The organism is Burkholderia sp. 9779_493, from assembly GCF_015712215.1.
In the GTDB taxonomy this organism is placed as follows: Bacteria; Pseudomonadota; Gammaproteobacteria; order Burkholderiales; family Burkholderiaceae; genus Burkholderia; species Burkholderia cenocepacia.
This window is the reverse complement of record NZ_JACCQA010000012.1, coordinates 203,861-223,552: the sequence shown is the minus strand read 5'-3', so window position 1 is coordinate 223,552 and position 19,692 is coordinate 203,861. Positions and strand designations below refer to the sequence as shown.

At 68.2% G+C, this 19,692-nt stretch carries 23 protein-coding genes; 10 read left to right on the top strand and 13 right to left on the bottom strand.

All coding sequences use genetic code 11. The features are described from left to right. The coding region (locus tag H0X95_RS15190) for a hypothetical protein (protein WP_077208843.1) at window positions 1-339 on the bottom strand (339 nt) is incomplete at its 3' end. Window positions 340-497: 158 nt separating this feature from the next. On the opposite strand from H0X95_RS15190, the gene H0X95_RS15185 reads away from it, so the two are divergent. Together H0X95_RS15185 and H0X95_RS15180 are read left to right on the top strand one after the other, a co-directional pair. Beyond that, window positions 498-866, top strand: a complete 369-nt coding sequence (locus tag H0X95_RS15185) for a DUF3175 domain-containing protein (RefSeq protein WP_034203627.1) — start codon at window positions 498-500, stop codon at window positions 864-866. 42 nt (window positions 867-908) lie between these two features. After that, the gene (locus H0X95_RS15180; RefSeq protein WP_006498327.1) at window positions 909-2,231 is read left to right on the top strand and encodes a cation:proton antiporter; all 1,323 of its coding nucleotides are present in this window, start codon (window positions 909-911) and stop codon (window positions 2,229-2,231) included. Between the two features lie 4 nt (window positions 2,232-2,235). On the opposite strand, the gene ligD is transcribed toward H0X95_RS15180, so the two are convergent. The 12 genes from ligD to H0X95_RS15120 form a co-directional block, all read right to left on the bottom strand. Beyond that, window positions 2,236-5,013 carry a DNA ligase D gene (gene ligD, locus H0X95_RS15175; RefSeq protein ID WP_196446096.1) on the bottom strand — a complete coding sequence of 926 codons (2,778 nt, stop codon included), beginning with the start codon at window positions 5,011-5,013 and terminating at the stop codon, window positions 2,236-2,238. A gap of 51 nt (window positions 5,014-5,064) precedes the next feature. Next, window positions 5,065-6,084, bottom strand: coding sequence for a non-homologous end joining protein Ku (gene ku, locus H0X95_RS15170; RefSeq protein ID WP_059722873.1), 1,020 nt, complete (start codon window positions 6,082-6,084; stop codon window positions 5,065-5,067). A gap of 72 nt (window positions 6,085-6,156) precedes the next feature. Further along, window positions 6,157-8,271: a catalase HPII gene (katE, locus tag H0X95_RS15165; protein WP_059722871.1), complete on the bottom strand. Its 2,115-nt coding sequence runs from the start codon at window positions 8,269-8,271 to the stop codon at window positions 6,157-6,159. Between the two features lie 133 nt (window positions 8,272-8,404). After that, a complete protein-coding gene (locus H0X95_RS15160; protein ID WP_059722869.1) occupies window positions 8,405-8,791 on the bottom strand; it encodes a DUF3022 domain-containing protein in 387 nt (128 codons plus the stop codon). Next, on the bottom strand, window positions 8,788-8,949 hold the full coding sequence (locus H0X95_RS15155; protein ID WP_006498332.1) for a DUF1328 family protein: 162 nt from the start codon (window positions 8,947-8,949) through the stop codon (window positions 8,788-8,790). Before H0X95_RS15155 ends, H0X95_RS15160 begins: the two co-directional genes overlap by 4 nt. A gap of 46 nt (window positions 8,950-8,995) precedes the next feature. After that, window positions 8,996-9,184, bottom strand: coding sequence for a DUF3008 family protein (locus H0X95_RS15150; protein WP_006498333.1), 189 nt, complete (start codon window positions 9,182-9,184; stop codon window positions 8,996-8,998). A gap of 72 nt (window positions 9,185-9,256) precedes the next feature. Further along, entirely contained in the window at window positions 9,257-10,690 is a 1,434-nt protein-coding gene (locus tag H0X95_RS15145) for an RNA polymerase factor sigma-54 (protein ID WP_006498334.1), read from the bottom strand. Between the two features lie 231 nt (window positions 10,691-10,921). Continuing rightward, the gene (locus tag H0X95_RS15140) at window positions 10,922-11,431 is read right to left on the bottom strand and encodes a DUF892 family protein (RefSeq protein WP_059722866.1); all 510 of its coding nucleotides are present in this window, start codon (window positions 11,429-11,431) and stop codon (window positions 10,922-10,924) included. 61 nt (window positions 11,432-11,492) lie between these two features. Further along, window positions 11,493-11,807 carry a hypothetical protein gene (locus H0X95_RS15135; protein ID WP_034204037.1) on the bottom strand — a complete coding sequence of 105 codons (315 nt, stop codon included), beginning with the start codon at window positions 11,805-11,807 and terminating at the stop codon, window positions 11,493-11,495. A 44-nt stretch (window positions 11,808-11,851) separates the two neighbouring features. Continuing rightward, a complete protein-coding gene (locus H0X95_RS15130; RefSeq protein ID WP_006498337.1) occupies window positions 11,852-12,163 on the bottom strand; it encodes a hypothetical protein in 312 nt (103 codons plus the stop codon). Next, window positions 12,160-12,402: a hypothetical protein gene (locus H0X95_RS15125; RefSeq protein WP_006498338.1), complete on the bottom strand. Its 243-nt coding sequence runs from the start codon at window positions 12,400-12,402 to the stop codon at window positions 12,160-12,162. The genes H0X95_RS15130 and H0X95_RS15125 overlap by 4 nt, the downstream gene beginning before the upstream one ends. Before the next feature lie 195 nt (window positions 12,403-12,597). Continuing rightward, on the bottom strand, window positions 12,598-12,900 hold the full coding sequence (locus H0X95_RS15120) for a hypothetical protein (protein WP_034203633.1): 303 nt from the start codon (window positions 12,898-12,900) through the stop codon (window positions 12,598-12,600). A 164-nt stretch (window positions 12,901-13,064) separates the two neighbouring features. On the opposite strand from H0X95_RS15120, the gene H0X95_RS15115 reads away from it, so the two are divergent. The 8 genes from H0X95_RS15115 (at window position 13,065) to H0X95_RS15080 (ending at window position 19,503) form a co-directional block, all read left to right on the top strand. Beyond that, entirely contained in the window at window positions 13,065-13,319 is a 255-nt protein-coding gene (locus tag H0X95_RS15115; RefSeq protein WP_006498340.1) for a hypothetical protein, read from the top strand. An 88-nt stretch (window positions 13,320-13,407) separates the two neighbouring features. Next, window positions 13,408-13,839, top strand: coding sequence for a CBS domain-containing protein (locus H0X95_RS15110; protein WP_058903681.1), 432 nt, complete (start codon window positions 13,408-13,410; stop codon window positions 13,837-13,839). Between the two features lie 91 nt (window positions 13,840-13,930). Next, window positions 13,931-14,413, top strand: coding sequence for a PRC-barrel domain-containing protein (locus H0X95_RS15105; RefSeq protein WP_006498342.1), 483 nt, complete (start codon window positions 13,931-13,933; stop codon window positions 14,411-14,413). Window positions 14,414-14,662: 249 nt separating this feature from the next. Continuing rightward, complete coding sequence (locus tag H0X95_RS15100) at window positions 14,663-15,862, top strand: tyrosine-type recombinase/integrase (RefSeq protein ID WP_003103175.1); 1,200 nt, start codon at window positions 14,663-14,665, stop codon at window positions 15,860-15,862. Further along, window positions 15,859-16,923: a PDDEXK nuclease domain-containing protein gene (locus H0X95_RS15095; RefSeq protein WP_003103173.1), complete on the top strand. Its 1,065-nt coding sequence runs from the start codon at window positions 15,859-15,861 to the stop codon at window positions 16,921-16,923. The genes H0X95_RS15100 and H0X95_RS15095 overlap by 4 nt, the downstream gene beginning before the upstream one ends. 370 nt (window positions 16,924-17,293) lie before the next feature. Next, a complete protein-coding gene (radC, locus tag H0X95_RS15090) occupies window positions 17,294-17,800 on the top strand; it encodes a RadC family protein (protein WP_003103172.1) in 507 nt (168 codons plus the stop codon). 125 nt (window positions 17,801-17,925) lie between these two features. After that, the gene (locus tag H0X95_RS15085; RefSeq protein WP_003103170.1) at window positions 17,926-18,183 is read left to right on the top strand and encodes a metal-sensing transcriptional repressor; all 258 of its coding nucleotides are present in this window, start codon (window positions 17,926-17,928) and stop codon (window positions 18,181-18,183) included. A 9-nt stretch (window positions 18,184-18,192) separates the two neighbouring features. Then, on the top strand, window positions 18,193-19,503 hold the full coding sequence (locus H0X95_RS15080) for an MFS transporter (protein ID WP_003103168.1): 1,311 nt from the start codon (window positions 18,193-18,195) through the stop codon (window positions 19,501-19,503). Window positions 19,504-19,692: the final 189 nt, after the last annotated feature.

Here is a 19,692-nt window from a genome sequence, read left to right as displayed (position 1 = left end):
GCCCGACCCGCCGCCGACCCCGCCGCCGGTGGCGCCGCTACCGCCTTCGCCCGCACCGTTCGGGCCACCGCCCGGCTTCACATGGCCGGCCGACCCGCTGTGCGAACGCATGCCGTGCTTCGCGCCATGCCGCTGCGTGCCGGCCGGCGGGGGCGGCGCGGTCGTATTGCCGTTGGTGCCCGGCGTCGACATGTCCATCGACGGATTCGGCGCGCCGGTGCCCTCGTCCGAGCGCTGCGAGTTCTGCGCCCATGCGGCCGGTGCGGCCGCGACGATCGCGACGGCTGCGCACGCCAGCACGTGCCGCGCGACACACTTCGATTCGAATGCTGATTTCATGGCGTTTTCTCCCTGTGGGTGATCGCTTGATGGAAATTCCTGCTCCGGTCTTTCAGCAAGGCCCATGCCGTCGTCGGCACGTTCGCGACCCGGCACGCGGTTTGCGTCCGCCGTGTTCGCACGACCGTCCTGTGATTCCATACGGAGCCCCTTGCCTTATGCCTTCCGCTTCTGCTTCCCACGCGCACGCCAAGTCGCACGGCAAACGCCACACGCGCCGACCCGGCCGCGCGCGCAGCGCCGACCCGACCCACCGCAAGCGCTGGTCCGGCGAAGTCACGCAAAAAAGCGATGCACTCGACATCGAGCCCGACATCTTCAAATCCGACGATCCGGCCGCGATCGCCGCGTCGCTGAAGCGCTCGGCCGAACACAGCCGCCGCCGCAAGGCGTCGCCGTTCCAGTCGGCGATGTCGATGCTGAACTTCTACGTGAACCGCGCGGGCCGCAACCTGCCGAAAACACGCCGCGCGACGCTCGAACGCGCGAAGCGGAAGCTGCGCGAGGCATTCGGCCGCAAGCCCTGACGGCTGGCGCGCCGCCTCTCTCCCCCTGCTGCGATCACACGCATGCATGAAACGCTCTGGTATCTGATCATCGGCGCGGTGCTGCTCGGCATGGGCGTCGTGACGTCCACGCTGCGCCACCTGCCCTGCAGCTCGGCCATGATCTATCTGGTGCTCGGCGTCGCGCTCGGTCCGACCGGCGCCGACCTGCTGCACCTCGACCTCGAACGCGACGGGCGCCTGCTGCGCGAGATCGTCGAAGTCGCGCTGCTCGTGTCGCTGTTCGCGATCGGGCTGCGGTTGCGCGTGCCGCTGTCCGACAAGCTGTGGCTCGTGCCGTGCCGTCTCGGGCTGCTCGCGATGGTCGTCACCGTGCCGCTGCTCGCCGTCTGCGCGGTGCTCGCGCTGGGCCTGGGCTGGGGCCCCGCGCTGCTGCTCGCGGCGATCCTCGCGCCGACCGACCCCGTGCTCGCGCACGACGTGCAGGTGCACGATCCGGGCGATCGCGACCTGGTGCGCTTCGCGCTGTCCGGCGAAGGCGGGATGAACGACGGCATCGCGCTGCCGTTCGCGCTCGCGGGGCTCGCGCTGTGCGGCGCACCGGGCGCGACGCACGGTATCCCGCCGTTGTCCGGCACGTTCGCGCTGGTCGCGCTATGGGGCATCGCGGGCGCGGCCGCGATCGGCGGCGGACTCGGCTGGGTCACGACGAAGACGATCGGCTGGCTGCGCACGCGGCACGCGCAGGCGCTCGGCCTCGAAGGTTTCTTCGCGCTCGCGCTGATCGTGCTGTCGTTCGGCGCCGCGCAGCTCGCGCATACGTTCGGCTTCATCGCGACGTTCGCGGCCGGCGTCGCGATGCGGCGCGTCGAGCATCGCGCGAGCGGCGACCGCCCGCCGCGCGAAGTGATCGGCCAGATCGATTCGGAAGACGTCGTCGCGACCGAGAAGCATCCGGAGAAAGCGCATGCGTTCATGGCCGAATCGGTGCTCGGCTTCACGATCGAGCTCGAACGGATCGCCGAGGCGATCGTGATGACGATGGTCGGCAGCGTGCTCGCGACGCTGCCCGGCCCGCTGCTCACGTGGGGCGCCGTCGCGCTGGCCGCCGTGCTGTTCGTCGCGGTGCGCCCGCTCGCGGTGCTGGTCACGCTGGCCGGCTCGCGTGCGACGCATGCGCAGCGGCGGCTGATGGCGTGGTTCGGCATTCGCGGGATCGGCTCGTTCTACTATCTGCTGTTCGCGCTCGAGCACGGACCGTCCGACGTCGTGCGCCCGCTCGCGGCGCCGGTGCTGGCGGTGGTGTCCGCGTCGGTAGTCGCGCACGGGATTTCCGCGACGCCGCTGATGAACTGGTATTACCGGCTGCAGCAGCATCGGCGCTGACGGCTCACGCATCGGCGCCGAGCCGCGCGCGCATCGCCGCGGTGATGCGCTGGCGCGTCTTCGCATAACCTTCCCACGGGTCGCGCTTCAGCGTATCCAGCCGTTCGTGCAGCGTGTCGATCGTCCATTGCGCGCCGCCCGTCGTCGCGGGCACCTCGTCCCAGTCGAGCGGCACCGACACGCCCATGCCGGGCCGCGCGCGCACCGAATACGCGGCGATCGTGCTCGCGCCGCGGCCGTTGCGCAGATAGTCGACGAAGATCTTGCCGCGCCGGTGGCGCGGCCCCATCGTCGCGGTGAAACGGTCGGGCAGCGTGCCGGCGACGTGCTGCGCGACCGCGCGCGAAAAGTCCTTCACGTCGTCCCAGCCCGCATGCCGCGTGAGCGGCACGACGACGTGCAGCCCCTTGCCGCCGCTCGTCTTGCAGAACGATACGAGCCCGAGTTCGTCGAGCAGCCCGCGCACGAGCTGCGCGGCGTCGATCATCGTGCGCCACGGCAGCGCCGGGTCGGGATCGAGGTCGAACACGATGCGGTCGGGCCGCTCGATGTTCGACGCGTGCGCGTTCCACGTATGCAGCTCGACCGTGCCCATCTGCGCGGCGCCGAGCAGCGCGTCGACGCTGTCGATCGACAGCAGCGGCCCGTGGCCCGGGTCGAGCCCTTCGTGCTGCGTGACGAACGGAATCTCGCGGCGTTCCGCGTGCTTCTGGAAGAACAGTTCGCCGGCGATGTCGCCGGGTGCGCGCACGAGCGACACGGGCCGGCCTTTCAGGTCGGGCAACAGCCACGGTGCGACCCATTGCCAGTACCGCGCGAGATCGAGCTTGCGCGTGCCGCTTTGCGGATCGAGCACGCGCTCGGCATGCGTGATGCGCACGCGGCCGATCGTATCGTCGCCGGTATCGGCATCGGCGCGCGCGGCGCGCGCCTGGCCCGTGCTCGCGTGACGATCGGTGCGCGACGCACGCCGCGGCTTGTCCCGCGTAGTCGAACGCTGATCCATCGCCCCCTCCGTTTCCGTGTGTGTCGGCATCTCGCGGACGATCTGCTCCGCCGGCTTGTCGTCGCGCAACGCGATGAACGCGGCCTGCCGCACGATGCCGTCACCGGTCCATTCGGCGAATTCGCATTCGGCGACGAGCGTCGGCTCGACCCAGTGCACGCGCGTGCGCGTGCGTTCGCGCGGCGGCGCATCGAACGGCATCGTGTCGCGCTCGTGCTTGCGCAGGATCGCGGCGAGACGGTCGAGCATCCGCGCGTCGAAGCCGGTGCCGACGCGGCCGACGTAGCGCAGCGGCCCCGGCCCGCGTCGCCGTTTGCCGGCCGGCGCCGGTTCGTGCACGCCGAGCAGCAGCGCGCCGAAGCCGTGCCGGCTGCCGGACGGCTCCGTAAAGCCGCCGATCACGAACTCCTGCCGGCGCCGGCATTTGAGCTTGATCCACGCGGGCGAACGGCCAGCGCGGTAGCGCGACTCCGCGCGCTTGCCGATCAGCCCTTCGAGGCCGGTGTCGCAGGCGCTCGCGATCAGCGATGCGATGTCCTCGCCGAGATCGGGCGAAAAGCGCACGCGCGCCGGGTCGCAGTTCGCGAGCAGCGGCTCGAGCAATGCACGACGGGCGGTGAGCGGCGCGTCGCGCAGATCGTAGCCGTCGAGATAAGGCAGATCGAACACGAAGAAAGTGATCGTGTCCGAACGGTCCGTGCCGAACGCGTTCTGCAGCGCCTGGAAATCCGGCAGGCCGTTGTCGCCTAGCACGACGGCCTCGCCGTCGAGCCACGCGTCGTCGACGTCGAGCGCCGCGAGCGCGTCGCGCTGCGCGCGCAGCTTCGCGGTCCAGTCCCGGCCTTCGCGCGTCATCAGCGTGACGCGTCGACGCGCGCCCTTCCCGGCAATGCGCGCGAGGATTCGATAGCCGTCGAACTTCAGTTCGTAGCACCAGCCGCCCTGAGTCGGCGGCGCATCGACCAGCGTCGCGAGTTGCGGCGCGACGCGCTCGGGCAGCGGCGCGCGCACCGCGCCTTCGACTTGCGACGGTTCGGTGGGGCGCGGACCTTCGTGACTTTCGGGGCTTTCGCGTCGCGCGGCACGTGCATCGCCATTCGCGCCATCCGCGCTGTTCGATCCGCGACGCCGCGCAGCATGCTTGCGCGCCGCGCCGTGGGACGCATCGTCACGCACACTCCCCGGCCGCTCGCCGACGACGTCGAATTCATCGGCGCTGCGCGCGTCGTCGTCGCGCTCCTTGATCAGCAGCCACTGCTCCTGACGCCCCTCCTGCCGCCCGCTGCGCACGAGCGCCCAGCCGCCGTGCAGCTTTTCGCCGTCGAGCCGGAACGTCAGCTTGCCGGCCCGATAGCCTTCGCGCGCATGCGCGATGCCGCCATCGGGCGTCCACGTACCTTCGTCCCACACGACGACCGACCCCGCACCGTAATGCCCGGCCGGAATCTCGCCTTCGAACGACGCGTATTCGAGCGGATGATCCTCGACGTGCACGGCGAGCCGCTTCACCTGCGGATCGAAGCTCGGCCCCTTCGGCACGGCCCACGACTTCAGCGTGCCGTCGAGTTCGAGCCGGAAATCGTAGTGCAGCCGGCGCGCGTGGTGCTCCTGGATCACGAAGCGCAGCGGATGGCCTGCGCGTGCGGCAGGCTTCGCGTTTGGCTGCGTCCCCGCTTTCGTCTGCGCCTTCGCACGACGCTTGCCGTGTGCGCCTTCGGGTTCGGGCGTCGCGCCGAAATGGCGCTTGCGGCGATACGGATCGAGCTTGCCGGCCATCGCGTCACCTCGTCGGAGTCGAAGTCGAAATCGGCGTCGGCGTCATCGACGTCATGCCGCGTGCTTGCGGCGCGCGGCGGTCTTCTTCGCCGCAGGGTCGCTCGCCGCGCCGCGTTTCGCTGCAGTCCGCTTCGCCGCGGTTTTCGTCGCGGCGCCTTTCGATGCGGACTTCGCCGCCGGCTTGCGGCGCGCGCCGCTCCGCGATGACGACGACGACGCCGCCTCGTCCTCCGCTTCGTCGCGCGCCTCGCGCAGATCCGCCGCGCGTGCGCCGGCTCCGCCCTTCAGGCTGCGCTTCAGCAACTCGGTGAGATCGACCACGTTGCTCGCCGCGCGGCCGGTCTGCGCGGGCCGGTCCTCGATCTCCTCGATCTTGCCGGCGCGCACCTTGCGCTCGACCAGTTCGAGGATGTCGTCGCGGAACGTGTCGTGATATTCGTCGGGGGTCCATTTGCCCGACATGTCGTCGATCAGCTTCTTCGCCATCCCCAGCTCGCGCGCGGTGACGCCCGCGCCCTTCGCGTCGTCGGCCGGCACCGACAGCTCGTCGAGCGGCCGCAATTCCTCCTGCCAGCGCAGCGTATCGAGCGCGAGCATCGGCCCGACCGGGATCAGCGCCCCCAGATGCTGGCGGTCGCGCATCACCACGAGCGCGATGCCGATCTTGCCGCTGTCCTTCAGCGCGTCGCGCAGCAGCGCATAGACCTTCTCGCCCTTGCGGTCCGGCACCAGGTAGTACGGCGTGTCGAGATAGAGGAACGACACGGCGTCCTCGTCGACGAAGGTCAGGATGTCGACGGTCTGCGTCGATTCCGGGTTCGCCGCGCGGATTTCGTCGTCGGTGAGCACGACGTAGCGCTCCTTCTCGTACTCGTAGCCGCGTACGATGTCCTCGCGCGTGACCTCCTTGCCGGTGCGCTTGTTGATCTGCCGATAGCCGATCGGGTCCATCGAGCGCTTGTCGAGCATCCGGAACGACGGCTTCACGGTGCGCGTCGCCGGAAACAGCTGCACGGGCACGTGCACGAGCCCGAAGCTGATCGCGCCTTTCCATATCATCCGCGGTGCCATGCGTGTTCCTCCTTGCCGAATGCGCGCCCGCCCGCGGGCAGGCGCGCCGTACGGCGCGCGCCGCTGTCGGCCCTATGCCGGCAGCTCCGCCGCCTGCTGTTCGCGCGCCCACACGCGATGCTGGCCGAGGTGGTCGGACAGCGTGTTCAGCACCTTGTCGAGATCGACGGGCTGGCCGACGCACACGCCTTCGGCCGGGTCCGGCAGATGCGCGGCGCTGAGCAGTTGCCGGCCCGACCCGACGGCCGCGATCGGCTTCAGGTGCTTGAACGCCTCGCGCACGAAATGGCGGGCGTCGGCGCTGTGCGCGAGATCGCGGCCATCGCCGTCACCGCCGCACACGAACACCGCGTCGAACATCACCGACGGCATGCCGACGAGCGTCGCCTCCGGCACGATGCCGCCGATCGGCGCGAGTGTCGGCGCGACGATCGTCGGCACCGCGTGCGCGGCCTGCAGCGCGTCGCGCACCTGTTCGACCAGCACCGGGTTCACGCCGGGCGTCGCGATCAGCGCGATCTTGCGCGAGTGGATGCCGGGCTTCGCGCGGCCGATCAGGCTCAGCGCGGGCGAGCGTTGCGGCACGGCCGGCGTCGCGGCCGCCTGCGGCGCGGGCAACCCGAGCCGTTCGGCGACCTGCGCGGCGAGCCCCGCGTCGAAGCGCGCGATGATCTCGTTGACCACCCGCTCGCGAATGTGCGGCTGCGTCACCTTGCCGAGTTCGAAGCAGTACGCGTCGCGGATATGCCGCTGCTCGATGTCCATCATGCTCTGGTAGAACAGCGCGGCCTGCGAGAAATGGTCGGCGAACGATTCGCTGCGCACGCGCACCTTGTGGCCTTCGAGCGGCTCGGGCACGGTCTCGAACCCGCCGCCGGCAGGCGCGGGCGGCGTCTCGCGCGGCCAGCCGCCGCTCGTCGAGTTCGGCTCGTACGACGCCTGGCCGACGTTGATCGTCTGCCGGTGCAGCGCGTCGCGCTGGTTGTTCGCGAACGGGCACACCGGCCGATTGATCGGGATCTCGTGGAAATTCGGTCCGCCAAGCCGGCTCAGCTGCGTATCGGTGTACGAGAACAGCCGCCCCTGCAGCAGCGGATCGTTCGTGAAGTCGATGCCCGGCACCACGTGGCCCGGGTGAAACGCGACTTGTTCAGTCTCCGCGAAGAAGTTGTCGGGGTTGCGGTTCAGCGTCATCCGGCCGATCGGCCGCACCGGTACGAGCTCTTCCGGCACGAGCTTGGTCGGGTCCAGCAGGTCGAAGTCGAATGTGTCCGCATCGGCCGGATCGATCATCTGCACGCCGAGTTCGAACTCCGGATAGTCGCCGCGTTCGATCGCCGTCCACAGGTCGCGCCGGTTGAAATCCGGATCGTGGCCGGCGATCCGCTGCGCCTCGTCCCACAGCAGCGAATACGCTCCGCTCACGGGCCGCCAGTGGAATTTCACGAAACGCTCGACGCCGGCCGCGTTCACGAAACGGAACGTATGCACGCCGAAGCCGTCCATCGCGCGATAGCTCGCCGGCAGCGCGCGGTCCGACATCAGCCACAGCACCATGTGCGTGGTTTCCGGCACCAGCGACACGAAATCCCAGAACGTGTCGTGCGCGGACGCGCCGGTCGGCATCTCGTTCGGCGCCTCGGGCTTCACCGCGTGCACGAAGTCGGGAAACTTGATCGCGTCCTGGATGAAGAACACCGGCATGTTGTTGCCGACGAGATCGTAGTTGCCTTCCTCGGTATAGAACTTCACCGCGAAGCCGCGCACGTCGCGCACGGTGTCGGCCGACCCGCGCGGCCCCTGCACGGTCGAGAACCGCACGTACACCGGCGTTTCGGCGGCCGGGTCCTGCAGGAACGCGGCCTTCGTGTAGTCGGCCATCGGCTCGTACACGCGGAACACGCCGTGCGCGGCCGAGCCGCGTGCGTGCACCACCCGCTCCGGAATGCGCTCGTGATCGAAGTGCGTGATCTTCTCGCGCATGATGAAGTCTTCGAGCAGCGACGGGCCGCGCGCGCCGCCGCGCAGCGTGTTCTGGTTGTCGGCGATCCGCACGCCCTGGTTGGTGCGAAGCGCTTCGCCGTCGGGCCGCGCCCGGTTCTGTTCGAGCTGGCGGGATTTCGCGCTGTCGGGCGGCTGCGTCGGCTGCGTGGGTGGCGTCTTGCCGGCGGATGGGGGATTCGTCATCGCTATCGGTCCTCGTGGCATTCGGATGGGCCGCCGCAGCACGCGCCGACGCGGCGCGCCGCGGCACGCGCGTGCGGACGGCAGGAAAAGCCGGCCCGACGCGCCGCGAACGGCGGCGGAGCCGGCGACGACGTCAGGGCGCGCGCAGCGCCGCGTCGAATTCGGCGGCCGTCACGTCGAGCGTCACGCTGCATTCGATCACGGCGTCCTCGACGCGCGGCTTGTGCTCGTCCACCGCACGCCGCGCGCGGTCGCACAGCTGCGTGCGCACGCGCAGCCGGTCGGCCGTGTCGAGCACCGTGTAACGCTCGATCACGTCCGCATCGAAGCGCATGTCGACCGTGCAGCGCCATTCGCGCGCGTCCTCGTCGGACGGCACGCGCACCCACGACACATGGATCGTCAGTCGCCCGGATGCGTCGTCCGCATGCACGACGACGGTCGACTGCGACGGAAAACCGATCGCGAACGCGTGCTCGAGTTCCGCGACGCGCTGCGACCGGTCGGGCATCACGCTCATCGTCGCACGACGCCCAGCAGCAACGTGACCAGGAAGATCACGACGAAGATGTAGAACAGGATCTTCGCGATTTCGGCCGCGCCGGCGGCGATGCCGCCGAAGCCGAACACGGCGGCAATGATCGCGATGACGAAAAAGATGATGGCGTATCGAAGCATGGAACCCTCCTGGATGACAGCGGTCGTCACTAAACGTCGGCGCCGGTCACGCATCGTGCTTGTGTTTCGGTTTGCCGTGCGTGGGCGTGGAAGCCATTTTCTCGAGCTCTTTCTCGCTCATCGACTTGGCCATCGATTTCGACGGCGGTTTCAGGTCCTTCATTTTCGTGTCACCGCGCTTGGCCGACAGCGCGGCGCCTGCGGCGCGCTGCTGGGCCTGGGATTTGGCTGGCATGATTGCGCTCCTCTCGTTGGCGCGCGGGCCGACGCGACGGACGGCACGCGCGTGGTTGGAACAGTGGGGCCGTCACGCGGCGTCGCGACGCCGCAGATCGGCCGGCGGAATCTTCATCGCCTGGCGATACTTGGTCACCGTGCGACGCGCAAGAAGAATGCCGCGGCCCGCGAGGTTTTCCGCGAGCGCGACATCGGACAGCGGATCGGTCTGCCGCTCGGCCGCGATCATGTCGCGGATCAGCACCTTCGCGGCCGACGCCGAACACACGCCCTTGCCGGCTGCTTCCAGCTTGCGCGGGAAGAAATGCTTGAACTCGAACGTACCGTGCGGCGTGGCCATGTACTTGTTGCCGGTCGCGCGCGAGACCGTCGATTCGTGCAGGTCGAGCTCTTCCGCGATGTCGCGCAGCACCAGCGGCTTCATCGCGATCTCGCCGTAGCGGAAGAAATCGCGCTGCCGCGCGACGATGCACTCGCCCACGCGCTGGATCGTGTCGAAGCGCTTCTGCACGTTGCGGATCAGCCAGCGTGCTTCCTGCAGTTGCTGGCCGAGCGGCGAATCGCGCTCGCCGCTCGACTGCGCGAACAGCGTCGCGTAGCGCTCGTGCAAGCGGGCGCGCGGCAGCACGGCCGGGTTGATCGTCACGATCCACTCGTCGCGCACCTGGCGCACGATCACGTCGGGCACCACGTAGTCGCCGCGCGTGCTGCCGTAGTGATTGCCGGGGCGCGGGTCGAGCCCGCGCACCAGCGCGCACGCCGCGTGCAGCGTCTGCTGATTGCAGCCGAGGCGTCGCTGGATCTCGGCCGTCTCGCGGCGCGCGAGGCGCTCCAGATGTTCGCGCGCGATCGCTTTCGCTTCCGCGAGCGCCGGCGTGCCGGCGGGAATCGCATCGAGCTGCAACACCAGGCATTCGGACAGCGAGCGGGCCGCGATGCCCGGCCGGTCGAGCATCTGCACGAGCCGCAGCGCGACCGCGAGATCCTGCTCCGACAGCAGCCAGGCCGGATCGGCGGCGACCAGCAGTTCAGGCAGTTCCTGACGCAGGTAGCCGTCGTCATCCAGCGCATCGATCACGAGGCGCGCGGCTTCGCGGTCGCGCTTGTTGAGCGGATAGAGCCGCAGCGCATCGTGCAGTTGCTGATGCAGCGACGGCTCGGCGGCGATCCATTCGCCGGGCGACAGGCCGTCGGTGTCGTCACCCTGACGGCTCGTGCCGCGCGGCGCGGGTGCGGCGGTAAACGGCACCTCGCCATCCGGCGGGCGGATTTCGTCGCGCTCGGGCGCCGCTTCGGGCGCGGCGGCTTCGGTCGGCTGCTCGGGCGTTCCGGCAGCGGTGTCATCGTCGCCCTGGCCGTCTTCGAGAAACGGGTTCATGTCGAGCGCCTGGCGCAATTCCTGTTGAAATTCGAGCGAGGACAACTGCAGCAGCCGCAGCGACTGCTGAAGCCTCGGCGTAAGTGCCAGATGCTGTCGCATCTGCAGCGCAAGCGAGACGGGCATCGAAAGCCTCCTGACGGTTCGGTTCGCGGTATGTTTTCACCCTCTTCTACCGGACGTCACGCAGCTTCCGTGCCAGCCGCGCGAAGCGCGAGCCGTCGCGGCTCTCGCGGGTTCGCACCCCGTTTCGCCACGCGTCAAGGCCGCTTTTTTACAAGCCGGGGGGCAAGTTTGGGGCACGCATTTCGCTCGCGGGAAAATGCATGCCGAGGCTGCCGCCCGGCGGCCCCGCCGTCACCGCTTCGCATCGATGCGATCGACCGCCGAACGGTCGAGGAACGCGGTCGTCAACGCCGGCAGATGGCGCAGCAACCACGCGGCCATGTCGCGCTCCTGCTGCAGGATCCGCTCGCAACACGCGCGGATTTCCTCTTCGCCGGCCGCGTGCGCCGCCGCGACGAGCGCGGTGTACGCGGCGATCTGCAGCTGCTCGAACGCATAACCGGCCAGCGCCGTCTTCACGACTTCGTCGTCCGCCAGCATGCCGCTCGCGATCTGCCCGTATGCGGCGACGCGCGCGGCGAGATCCTTGGTCGCCGATGGCGACGTGCCGAGCCGCATCAGGCACGCTTCGACGAGCGCCTGCTGGCCGAGCGTGTCGTCGAGATGCAGCCGCAGCCGGTCCTGCAACTGCGGATAGTGACCGACGCGCTTCAACTGCGCGTCGATCATCGTCTCGGCCTTGCGCTCCATCGCGTACGCATCGCGCAGCCAGTCCTCCAGGTGCTCGTGCTGGTTCGCCATCGCATTTCTCCGGCCGCATCGCGGTGCGGCATGCCGTGACGCGTCGCCGCGACGCGTGCCATCAGTACTGCATCGGCGGCGGCGTGCCCGGCAGCGGCGGGTCGCCCTGCGCGCCGTTCGGGCCCGGCGGCGGCACGTCGGCCGGCTCGCCGACGTTCGCGTCCTTCGGCATCGTGTTGCCCGGCGACGGACGCGTGTCGTAACGCGTATTCGCGTCCGGCATCGTCGTGGTCGACTGCGCGCCGCGGCCGTCCGGCGGCGCGGGCGGCGCCGCCCGCGTGCCGTAGGTGCCGCCGGTCGGTTGCGTGCATGCGCCCAGCGCGCACGCGGCGGCGAACGCACAGGCGCCCACGCGTATCGTCTGGATCGTGTTCATCGAATCCTCCATCGAGGGCTCCAGGCCGGCGCATCGAGCGCCGCTCAGAGCCGGTTGAAATGGAAATCGCCCGCGTACGCGGTCGGTGCGCGGCGCGCCATCATCGTGTCGAATTCGGCCGCGACGCGCGTGAGCGTGCCGCGTTGCCGGTCGACGTCGGCCCGTTCGAGCGCGGCGAATGCATCGGCGTCGAACGTCACGGTCAGCGACGCCGGATGGCCGTCGACCCGAAAGCCGATATGCAATGCGCCGGCCGGCTGTTCCTCGACGTGGAACGGAATCTCGCGCGCCTCGAAATGACGGCCGAGCGTCTCGGCGATGTCGCGCAGCAGGCCGGGTTTCACGCGGATGCTCATTGCAGACCCTCCGTTCGCATCCGCGGCATCGCGCCGGCGGGCCGCGCCCGCACGGGCGGCTCGCGCGACGGCGGATCCCGTTCCGGCGGCGCATGCCCGGGCGGATCGCCCTCCGGTTCCCGATACGGTTCGGGCATGTCCGGCGGCACGTCGTCGGGATCGGGCGGCTCGGGGTCCGGCTCGATGTCGGGAAGCGGCGGTTCGGGCCGTTGCAGCCATTGCGCGGAGTCGTGTTTCATCGGCGTTCCCTCGTTGCGGGGTTCGGGTACGGATCGGCGCGGCGCGCCGCACACCGTGGATTCGCAAGCCGCATGCCCTCCGTGCCGGTCGTCCGCGCGGCGGGAGCGCGCGGGAATCGGCACGCAGGCGCGCGGCTGGCCGCGAAGCGCCATGCCTTCGCTACACCGTTCGCTGCAAATCTTGCAAGCACGCCGCTACGCGTCGTACGCGGCCATCACGAGCCACAGCTCGCGGCCGTCGTCGCGCACGCGCGCGGCGAGCGCGTACGGATCGGACGGCTCGCACGCCCGCTGCAACGCGAAACGGGCGGGCTCGGTTGCGCCGAACGTCTCGTCGCCGAGCGGCCGCACGTCGGCCTTGCCTTCGAACATCCGGCGCTCGGGCCGGTAGATCAGCGGTTCGTGCTTCCACGTATCGAAATGGCTCTTCACCGAATCGAATCCGCCGCCGCATACGTTGACCTCATAGCGCACCCCTGGTCGTCGTTTCGGAATCATCGTCGTGCCTCCCGTCGATGTGCGCAGCAGGCTTCCTGTTGCGCCGTGTCGTGATCGTCGTCATGGTCGTCGCGGTCGCAGCGGCAAGTCGCGTGCCGTCCATGCGCGCCGGGAACGGCCGTTGCGGCACAGGCGGGTCATCGTCACCGATACGGAGCACCGCCATGAAGGATTCGACCCGGCACGGCCACGACGCACCGGCGCACGAGCGGCAGCCCGACCCGCAACCGCCGCTGAAGGAGCACGACCAGACGCGCACGCGCCATTCGGAACGTCATATCGACAAGCAGCTCGAGGACACGTTTCCGGCCAGCGACCCGCCCGCGACCGGCGGCGTCACGCGCATCGAGCCCGACACGCCGCCCGGCACGCACGACGACGGGCCGTGGCAGGAGAAGCGCGAAAGCGACCCCGAGTGACGAGACGGCCGCGCGCACGGCATGCGGTTTGCTGGATCGCAGCACCCGCATCGGCACATTGCTTCACCCAACCCGCAAGGAGAATTTCATGCATCGCGTCAACGAAATCATGTCGCAGGACGTCGTGCGGATCGCCCCGACCGACTCGATCCGTCATGCCGCCCAACTGATGGAGCGCTACGACATCGGCGCGCTGCCCGTGTGCGACAACAACCGGCTGATCGGGATGGTGACGGACCGCGATCTCGCGGTGCGCGCGATCTCGGCCGGCAAGCCGCCGGAGACGCGGATCCACGAGGTCGCGTCCGGCCCGATCGAATGGTGCTTCGACGACGATTCGCTGGACGAGATCCAGCACTACATGGCCGACGCGCAACTGCGCCGGCTGCCCGTCGTCGATCACGACAAGCGGCTCGTCGGCATGCTGTCGCTGGCCGACATCGCGACGCGCACGGCCAGCCCCGAGCGCGACGACGTCGCGAACACGCTGGAAGGCGTGTCGCAACCGAAGCAGACGTGACGGAGCGCTTTTTCCGCTTCGCCCGACCACCCCGCGCGACCCGCTGGGCCCATCCGGGCACGGTCGCGCCCCACGCAGCCAGGAGGAAACCATGCAGACTCCCGATCAAGGTCAGACCCGCATCATCGGCAAGGGCGCCGCGACGGCGGCCGGCCCCGGCCCCGACGTGATGGCAGCCGATACGCTGGAAGGCGACAAGGTTTATACGACCGACGGCGACGATGTCGGCAAGATCAAGGACATCATGCTCGACGTGCGCTCCGGCCGCATCGCGTATGCGGTGCTGTCGAGCGGCGGCATTCTCGGCATCGGCGACAAGCTGCACGCGATTCCGTGGAGCGCGCTGACGCTCGACACCGAGCGCAAGTGCTTCCTGCTGTCGGTATCGTCCGAGCGGATCCGCAATGCGCCGGGGTTCGACAAGGACCACTGGCCGGCAATGGCCGACCCGCAATGGGCCGAGCCGCTGCACGAGTTCTACGGCAGCACCCCGTACTGGAGTGCCGGCGACGAACTCGGGCTGACCGACCCGACCGAGGACCTCGACGATCCGCGTACGCGCGGCCGTCACTGACCGCCCACTGACGCGCGCCGGTTCACCGGCGCCTCCGTTCGACACGCCCCGCCCCGCGCGGGGCGTTTTTTTGTTTCACGATGACTCCAGCCCGGTAGTTCGCTGGACTGCGCCGCAGCTCGATACAGCAGGTTTATCAATAGCTTACGCGCGTCCATCATATGCCGGTGCTTTCTGAAACTTGACCCGGTTTTCCCTCGCGCCGCTCCTATCTGGCTCTTGGAATCCGGGTCGTTCCAAGGAGTCATCATGGCAAAGATCAAGCTCACCAAGACCGCCGTGGAGGCGGCCCAGCCCCAGGCCAAGGATGTTGAACTGCGGGATACCGTGGTGCCCGGCTTCCTGTGCAAGATTACCCCGACGGGCCGCCGGGTGTTCATGCTCCAGTACCGCACGAACTCCGGCCAGCCCCGCAAGCCCTCGCTGGGGCTGTACGGGGAACTGACCGTCGAACAGGCACGAGTCAAGGCACAGGACTGGCTGGCCGAGGTTCGCCGGGGCGGCGACCCCGGCGGCGCCAAGGCCGAGGCGCGCAAGGCGCCCACGATGGCCGAGTTGTGCAAGAAGTTCATGGAGGACTACTCCAAGAAGCGCAACAAGCCCAGCACGCAGGACGGCTATCAGGGCGTCATCGACCGCAACATCATCCCGCTGCTGGGCCGCAAGAAGGTGCATGACGTGAAGCGGCCCGACATTGCCGGGCTGATGGAGAAGCTGGCCTACAAGCCGACCGAGGCGAACAAGACCTTCGGCGTGCTGCGCAAGATGTTCAACCTGGCCGAAGTGTGGGGCTACCGCCCGGACGGCACAAATCCGTGCCGCCACGTCCCGATGTACCCGCCGGGCAAGGAAACCCGGCTCATCGTGGACGAGGAAATGGTGCGGCTCTTCCGCCATCTGGAGAAGCTGGAGGCGGAAGGGCTGGAGAACTACGTCATCCCTCTGGCGATCCGGCTGCAATTCGAGTTCGCCGCCCGGCGCTCCGAAATCTGCCCGCTCGAATGGAGCTGGCTGGACTTCGAGAACCGGCGCGTGGTGTGGCCCGACAGCAAGGTCGGCGGCATTTCCAAGCCCATGAGCGAGGAAGCCTATCGGCTGCTTTCGACGGCGCCGCGCCGGGAGGGCTGCCCTTATGTCCTGCCGTCGCCCAACGACCCGGCCAAGCACCTGACCTTTGGCGAACACTATGGCGGCTGGTGCCGGGTGCTCAAGGCCGCCGGCGTCCCGCACGTCGGCACGCACGGCATCCGCCATCGCTCGACGACCGACATTGCCAATTCTGGCGTACCGACCAAGGTGGGGATGAAGCTGACGGGCCACAAGACCGTGGCGATGTTCATGCACTACGTCCATACCGAGGACAAGCCGGTGCGCGATGCCGCCGAGCTGGTGGCCAGCCGGCGCCAGGCCATCACGGGCGCGCGCCAGCTTGCGGAGGCGGCAGCATGAACACGCGCCGGTCATCCGCAGCATCGTCCGCAGCGCCTTCGGCGCTGCTGGGCGACATTCGGGCACTGATCGAGGCGGCGCGCAAGCGCGCCGCCTCGACGGTGAATAGCGAACTGACGATGCTCTACTGGCGCATCGGCCAGCGCATCCATACGCAGGTCTTGGACGGGCGCCGGGGCGCTTATGGCAAGGAAGTCCTGCCTACCCTGGCGGCGCAGTTGGTGAAGGAGTACGGCAACAGCTTTGCCGAGCAGAACCTGCGCCGCATGGTGCAGTTCGCAGCCACCTTCCCCGACGAGCAGATTCTCGTATCACTGATACGAGAATTGAGCTGGACGCACTTCATCGCCCTGATCCCGCTGAAAGACCCGCTCCAGCGGGACTATTACGCGCAGATGGCGAGCGTCGAACGCTGGAGCGTGCGGACGCTGCGCGAGCGCATCGACTCGATGCTGTACGAGCGCACGGCACTGTCCCAAAAGCCGGGCGAGACGATCGCACAGGAGTTGGCGACGATGCGCGATGCGCAGCGCATGTCGCCCGCCCTGGTCATGCGCGACCCGTACATCCTCGACTTCCTGGGGCTGCGGGACACTTGGCAGGAAGGCGACCTGGAAGCGGCGATCATCCGGGAAATGGAATCCTTCCTGCTGGAGCTGGGCGCGGGTTTCAGCTTCGTGGCCCGGCAGAAGCGCATCCAAATTGACGGCGAGGATTTCCACCTCGACCTGCTGTTTTACAACCGCAAGCTGCGCCGGCTCGTGGCAGTGGAGTTGAAGGTCGGCGAGTTCAAGGCGGCTTTCAAGGGACAGATGGAGCTTTACCTTCGCTGGCTGGACAAGCACGAACGGGAGCCGGAGGAAGCCTCGCCGCTGGGAATCATCCTTTGCACCGGCAAGAAGCGCGAGCAGATCGAATTGCTGGAGCTGGACAAGTCGGGCATCCACGTCGCCGAGTACCTGACCGCCTTGCCGCCGAGGGGCGTGCTGGTGGAGCGACTGCAACAGGCAACGCAGCGGGCACAGTTGCAGATCGAGCAGCGCAAAATCGACAACGAGTAGCCCTGTCCCAAGCAGTCGGGCGTCCCGGCGTGCCGCCGTCGCGCTGTCGTGCTGCGCATCGAGCCTCGCTGCGCGACTCTCGCCCCATCCGGGCTTCCATCGTTCCCTCGCTTTGCTCGGCTGACGCCTCCGGCCCGACTCGCTGATCCGGGCCTGCGCACTCCGCTTGCCAAAAGCCGACTGTGTGCAGTGGGCGGGTGTGGGCGGTCTTGCTGTTCCCTTCACCGTATCACGGCGTTCTCGCCGTCAAGGGCGGCGCGCGCTTGTGCGCGCTTGCGTCCTGGCGGCCGTCTGCGACCCCTGACTGCTTGCGCTGCGCCGTGCTGGCCACGGTTCCGGGCAATTCCGCCCGAGCAACCGGAGCACGATCATGTCGCAACTGACCCTCTCTCACGATACCCCGCTGATGGTGCGCGATGGCCGTGGGCGCTATCGGCCGGCGGACGCCGACCAGATTCTGGAAGCCGCGCGCCAGGTCATCGAACAGAAGATGCAGCGCGGCGAGGCGTTCACTTCGCCGGCGGCGGTGAAGGACTACCTGCGCGCCAAGCTGGCCGGCTTCGAGCACGAGGTCTTCGCGGTGTTGTTCCTCGACACGCGCCATCGGCTGATCGACTACGTGGAGATGTTCCACGGCACGATCGACGCCGCCGAGGTGCATCCGCGCGAGGTGGTGAAGCAGGCACTGCGGCTCAATGCAGCGGCGGTCATCGTTTCGCACAACCATCCGAGCGGAAACCCCGAGCCGAGCGCGGCCGATAAGGCGATGACCTCGCAGCTTCGGCAGGCGCTGGCGCTGGTGGACGTTCGCACGCTGGATCACATCATTGTCGCTGGAAGCCGTACCACGTCATTCGCCGAACGCGGCCTGCTTTGACCTTGGGGGCTTCGGCCCCCTTTTTGCTGCATCCGGTGCCGATTGACAAAGCACACCTGCGGCGGCCGACAGAAGGGCGGCAAGGCGATTTTGTCATATCCCCCCTGGGGGGATACAATTGCCGCATGAAAGCGACGCACAAGCACTCAACCCACACCGACCTTGTGAAGCGACTCAAACGCGCCGAGGGCCATCTTCGGCACGTCATCGGCATGATCGAAGGTGGTCAGTCCTGCCTTGACATCGCCCGCCAGCTCGCGGCGGTGGAAAGCGCGGTGACGGCGGCAAAGCGCGTCCTGATCCACGACCACATCGACCACTGCCTGTCCCATGACGAGGACTCCGTTCTGGCCGAAATGAAGGCGCTGACCAAACTGCTCTGAGGCCATCCCATGCTCTCCGTTCTGAAGAACCGCACCTATCGCCACCTGTTTTCCGCCCAGGTGATCGCACTCGTCGGCACCGGCCTGATGACAGTGGCGCTCGGCCTGCTTGCCTACGATCTGGCCGGCGCGGATGCCGGCGCGGTGCTCGGGACGGCGCTGGCCATCAAGATGCTCGCCTATGTCGGCGTCGCACCTGTCGCGCAGGCTTTCGCCGACCGGCTGCCGCGACGGTCGTTGCTGGTCGCCCTCGACCTGGTGCGAGCATCCGTTGCGCTCTGCCTGCCCTTTGTCAGCGAAATCTGGCAAATCTATCTGCTGATCTTCGTGCTACAGGCGGCGTCCGCAGGCTTCACGCCGACCTTTCAAGCCACCATCCCGGACATCCTTCCCGACGAAGACGAATACACGAAGGCGCTGTCTCTTTCCCGGCTGGCCTACGATCTGGAAAGCCTGATTTCCCCAATGCTGGCCGCCGCGCTGCTGACCGTCATCAGCTTTCACAATCTGTTTGCGGGAACGGTTCTCGGCTTCCTCGTCTCGGCCGCGCTCGTGGTCAGCGTGGGGCTGCCCACAACCGTACCCGGCCCACGCCGGGGCATCTGGGATCGCACTACGCGCGGCACGCGCATTTACCTCGCCACGCCACGCCTGCGAGGTTTGCTGGCAATCAGCCTCGCCGTGGCGGCAGCAGGATCAATGGTGATCGTCAACACGGTGGTTATCGTCAAGGCGCGCTTCGGCCTGGGCGAATCCGAGGTGGCGTGGGCGCTGGCCGCCTTCGGAGGCGGCTCGATGATTGCGGCATTCGCGCTGCCTCGCTTGCTCGACAAGATTGCTGATCGGCCAGCCATGATTGCGGGGGCAACGATGCTGGTGTTGGGGACAGCAGCCGGAGCGATGATTCCGACCTATGCCGTCCTAGTGGTGATCTGGCTGGTGGTCGGCTTTGGCTACAGCGTGGCGCAAACGCCATCCGGTCGGTTGCTGCGTCGCTCCGCTCACCCCGAGGATCGTCCTGCGGTCTTTGCTGCGCAATTCGCCCTGTCCCATGCGTGCTGGCTCATCTGCTACCCCTTGGCCGGTCGCTTCGGTGCTGCCTTTGGACTGCAATCGACCTTCATCGTCATGTCGCTGATCGGTCTTGTAGGAGTGGGATTGGCGTTGCGGCTCTGGCCCGCTAGTGATTCTTCCGACATCACTCACGATCACCCTGATCTGCCGTCAGATCATCCTCACTTGCGCGAACACGCAGATCGCGGCGGGCATCGCCACCCTGCGATCGTGGACGACCTGCACCGGGACTGGACGCGCGTTTAGCGGCTGTCAGCGTTTCACATCCCCAACGCCTCCGGCCCGGATTGCTAGATCCGGGCCTGCGCGCTCGCTTGCCCAAAATCGGAGTGAGTGGGGGCGGTCTTGCTGTTCCCTTCATCGTGCCACGGCGTTCTCGCCGTCAAGGGCTGCGCGCGCCATGCGCGCTTGCGTCCTGACGGCCGTCGTTGACCC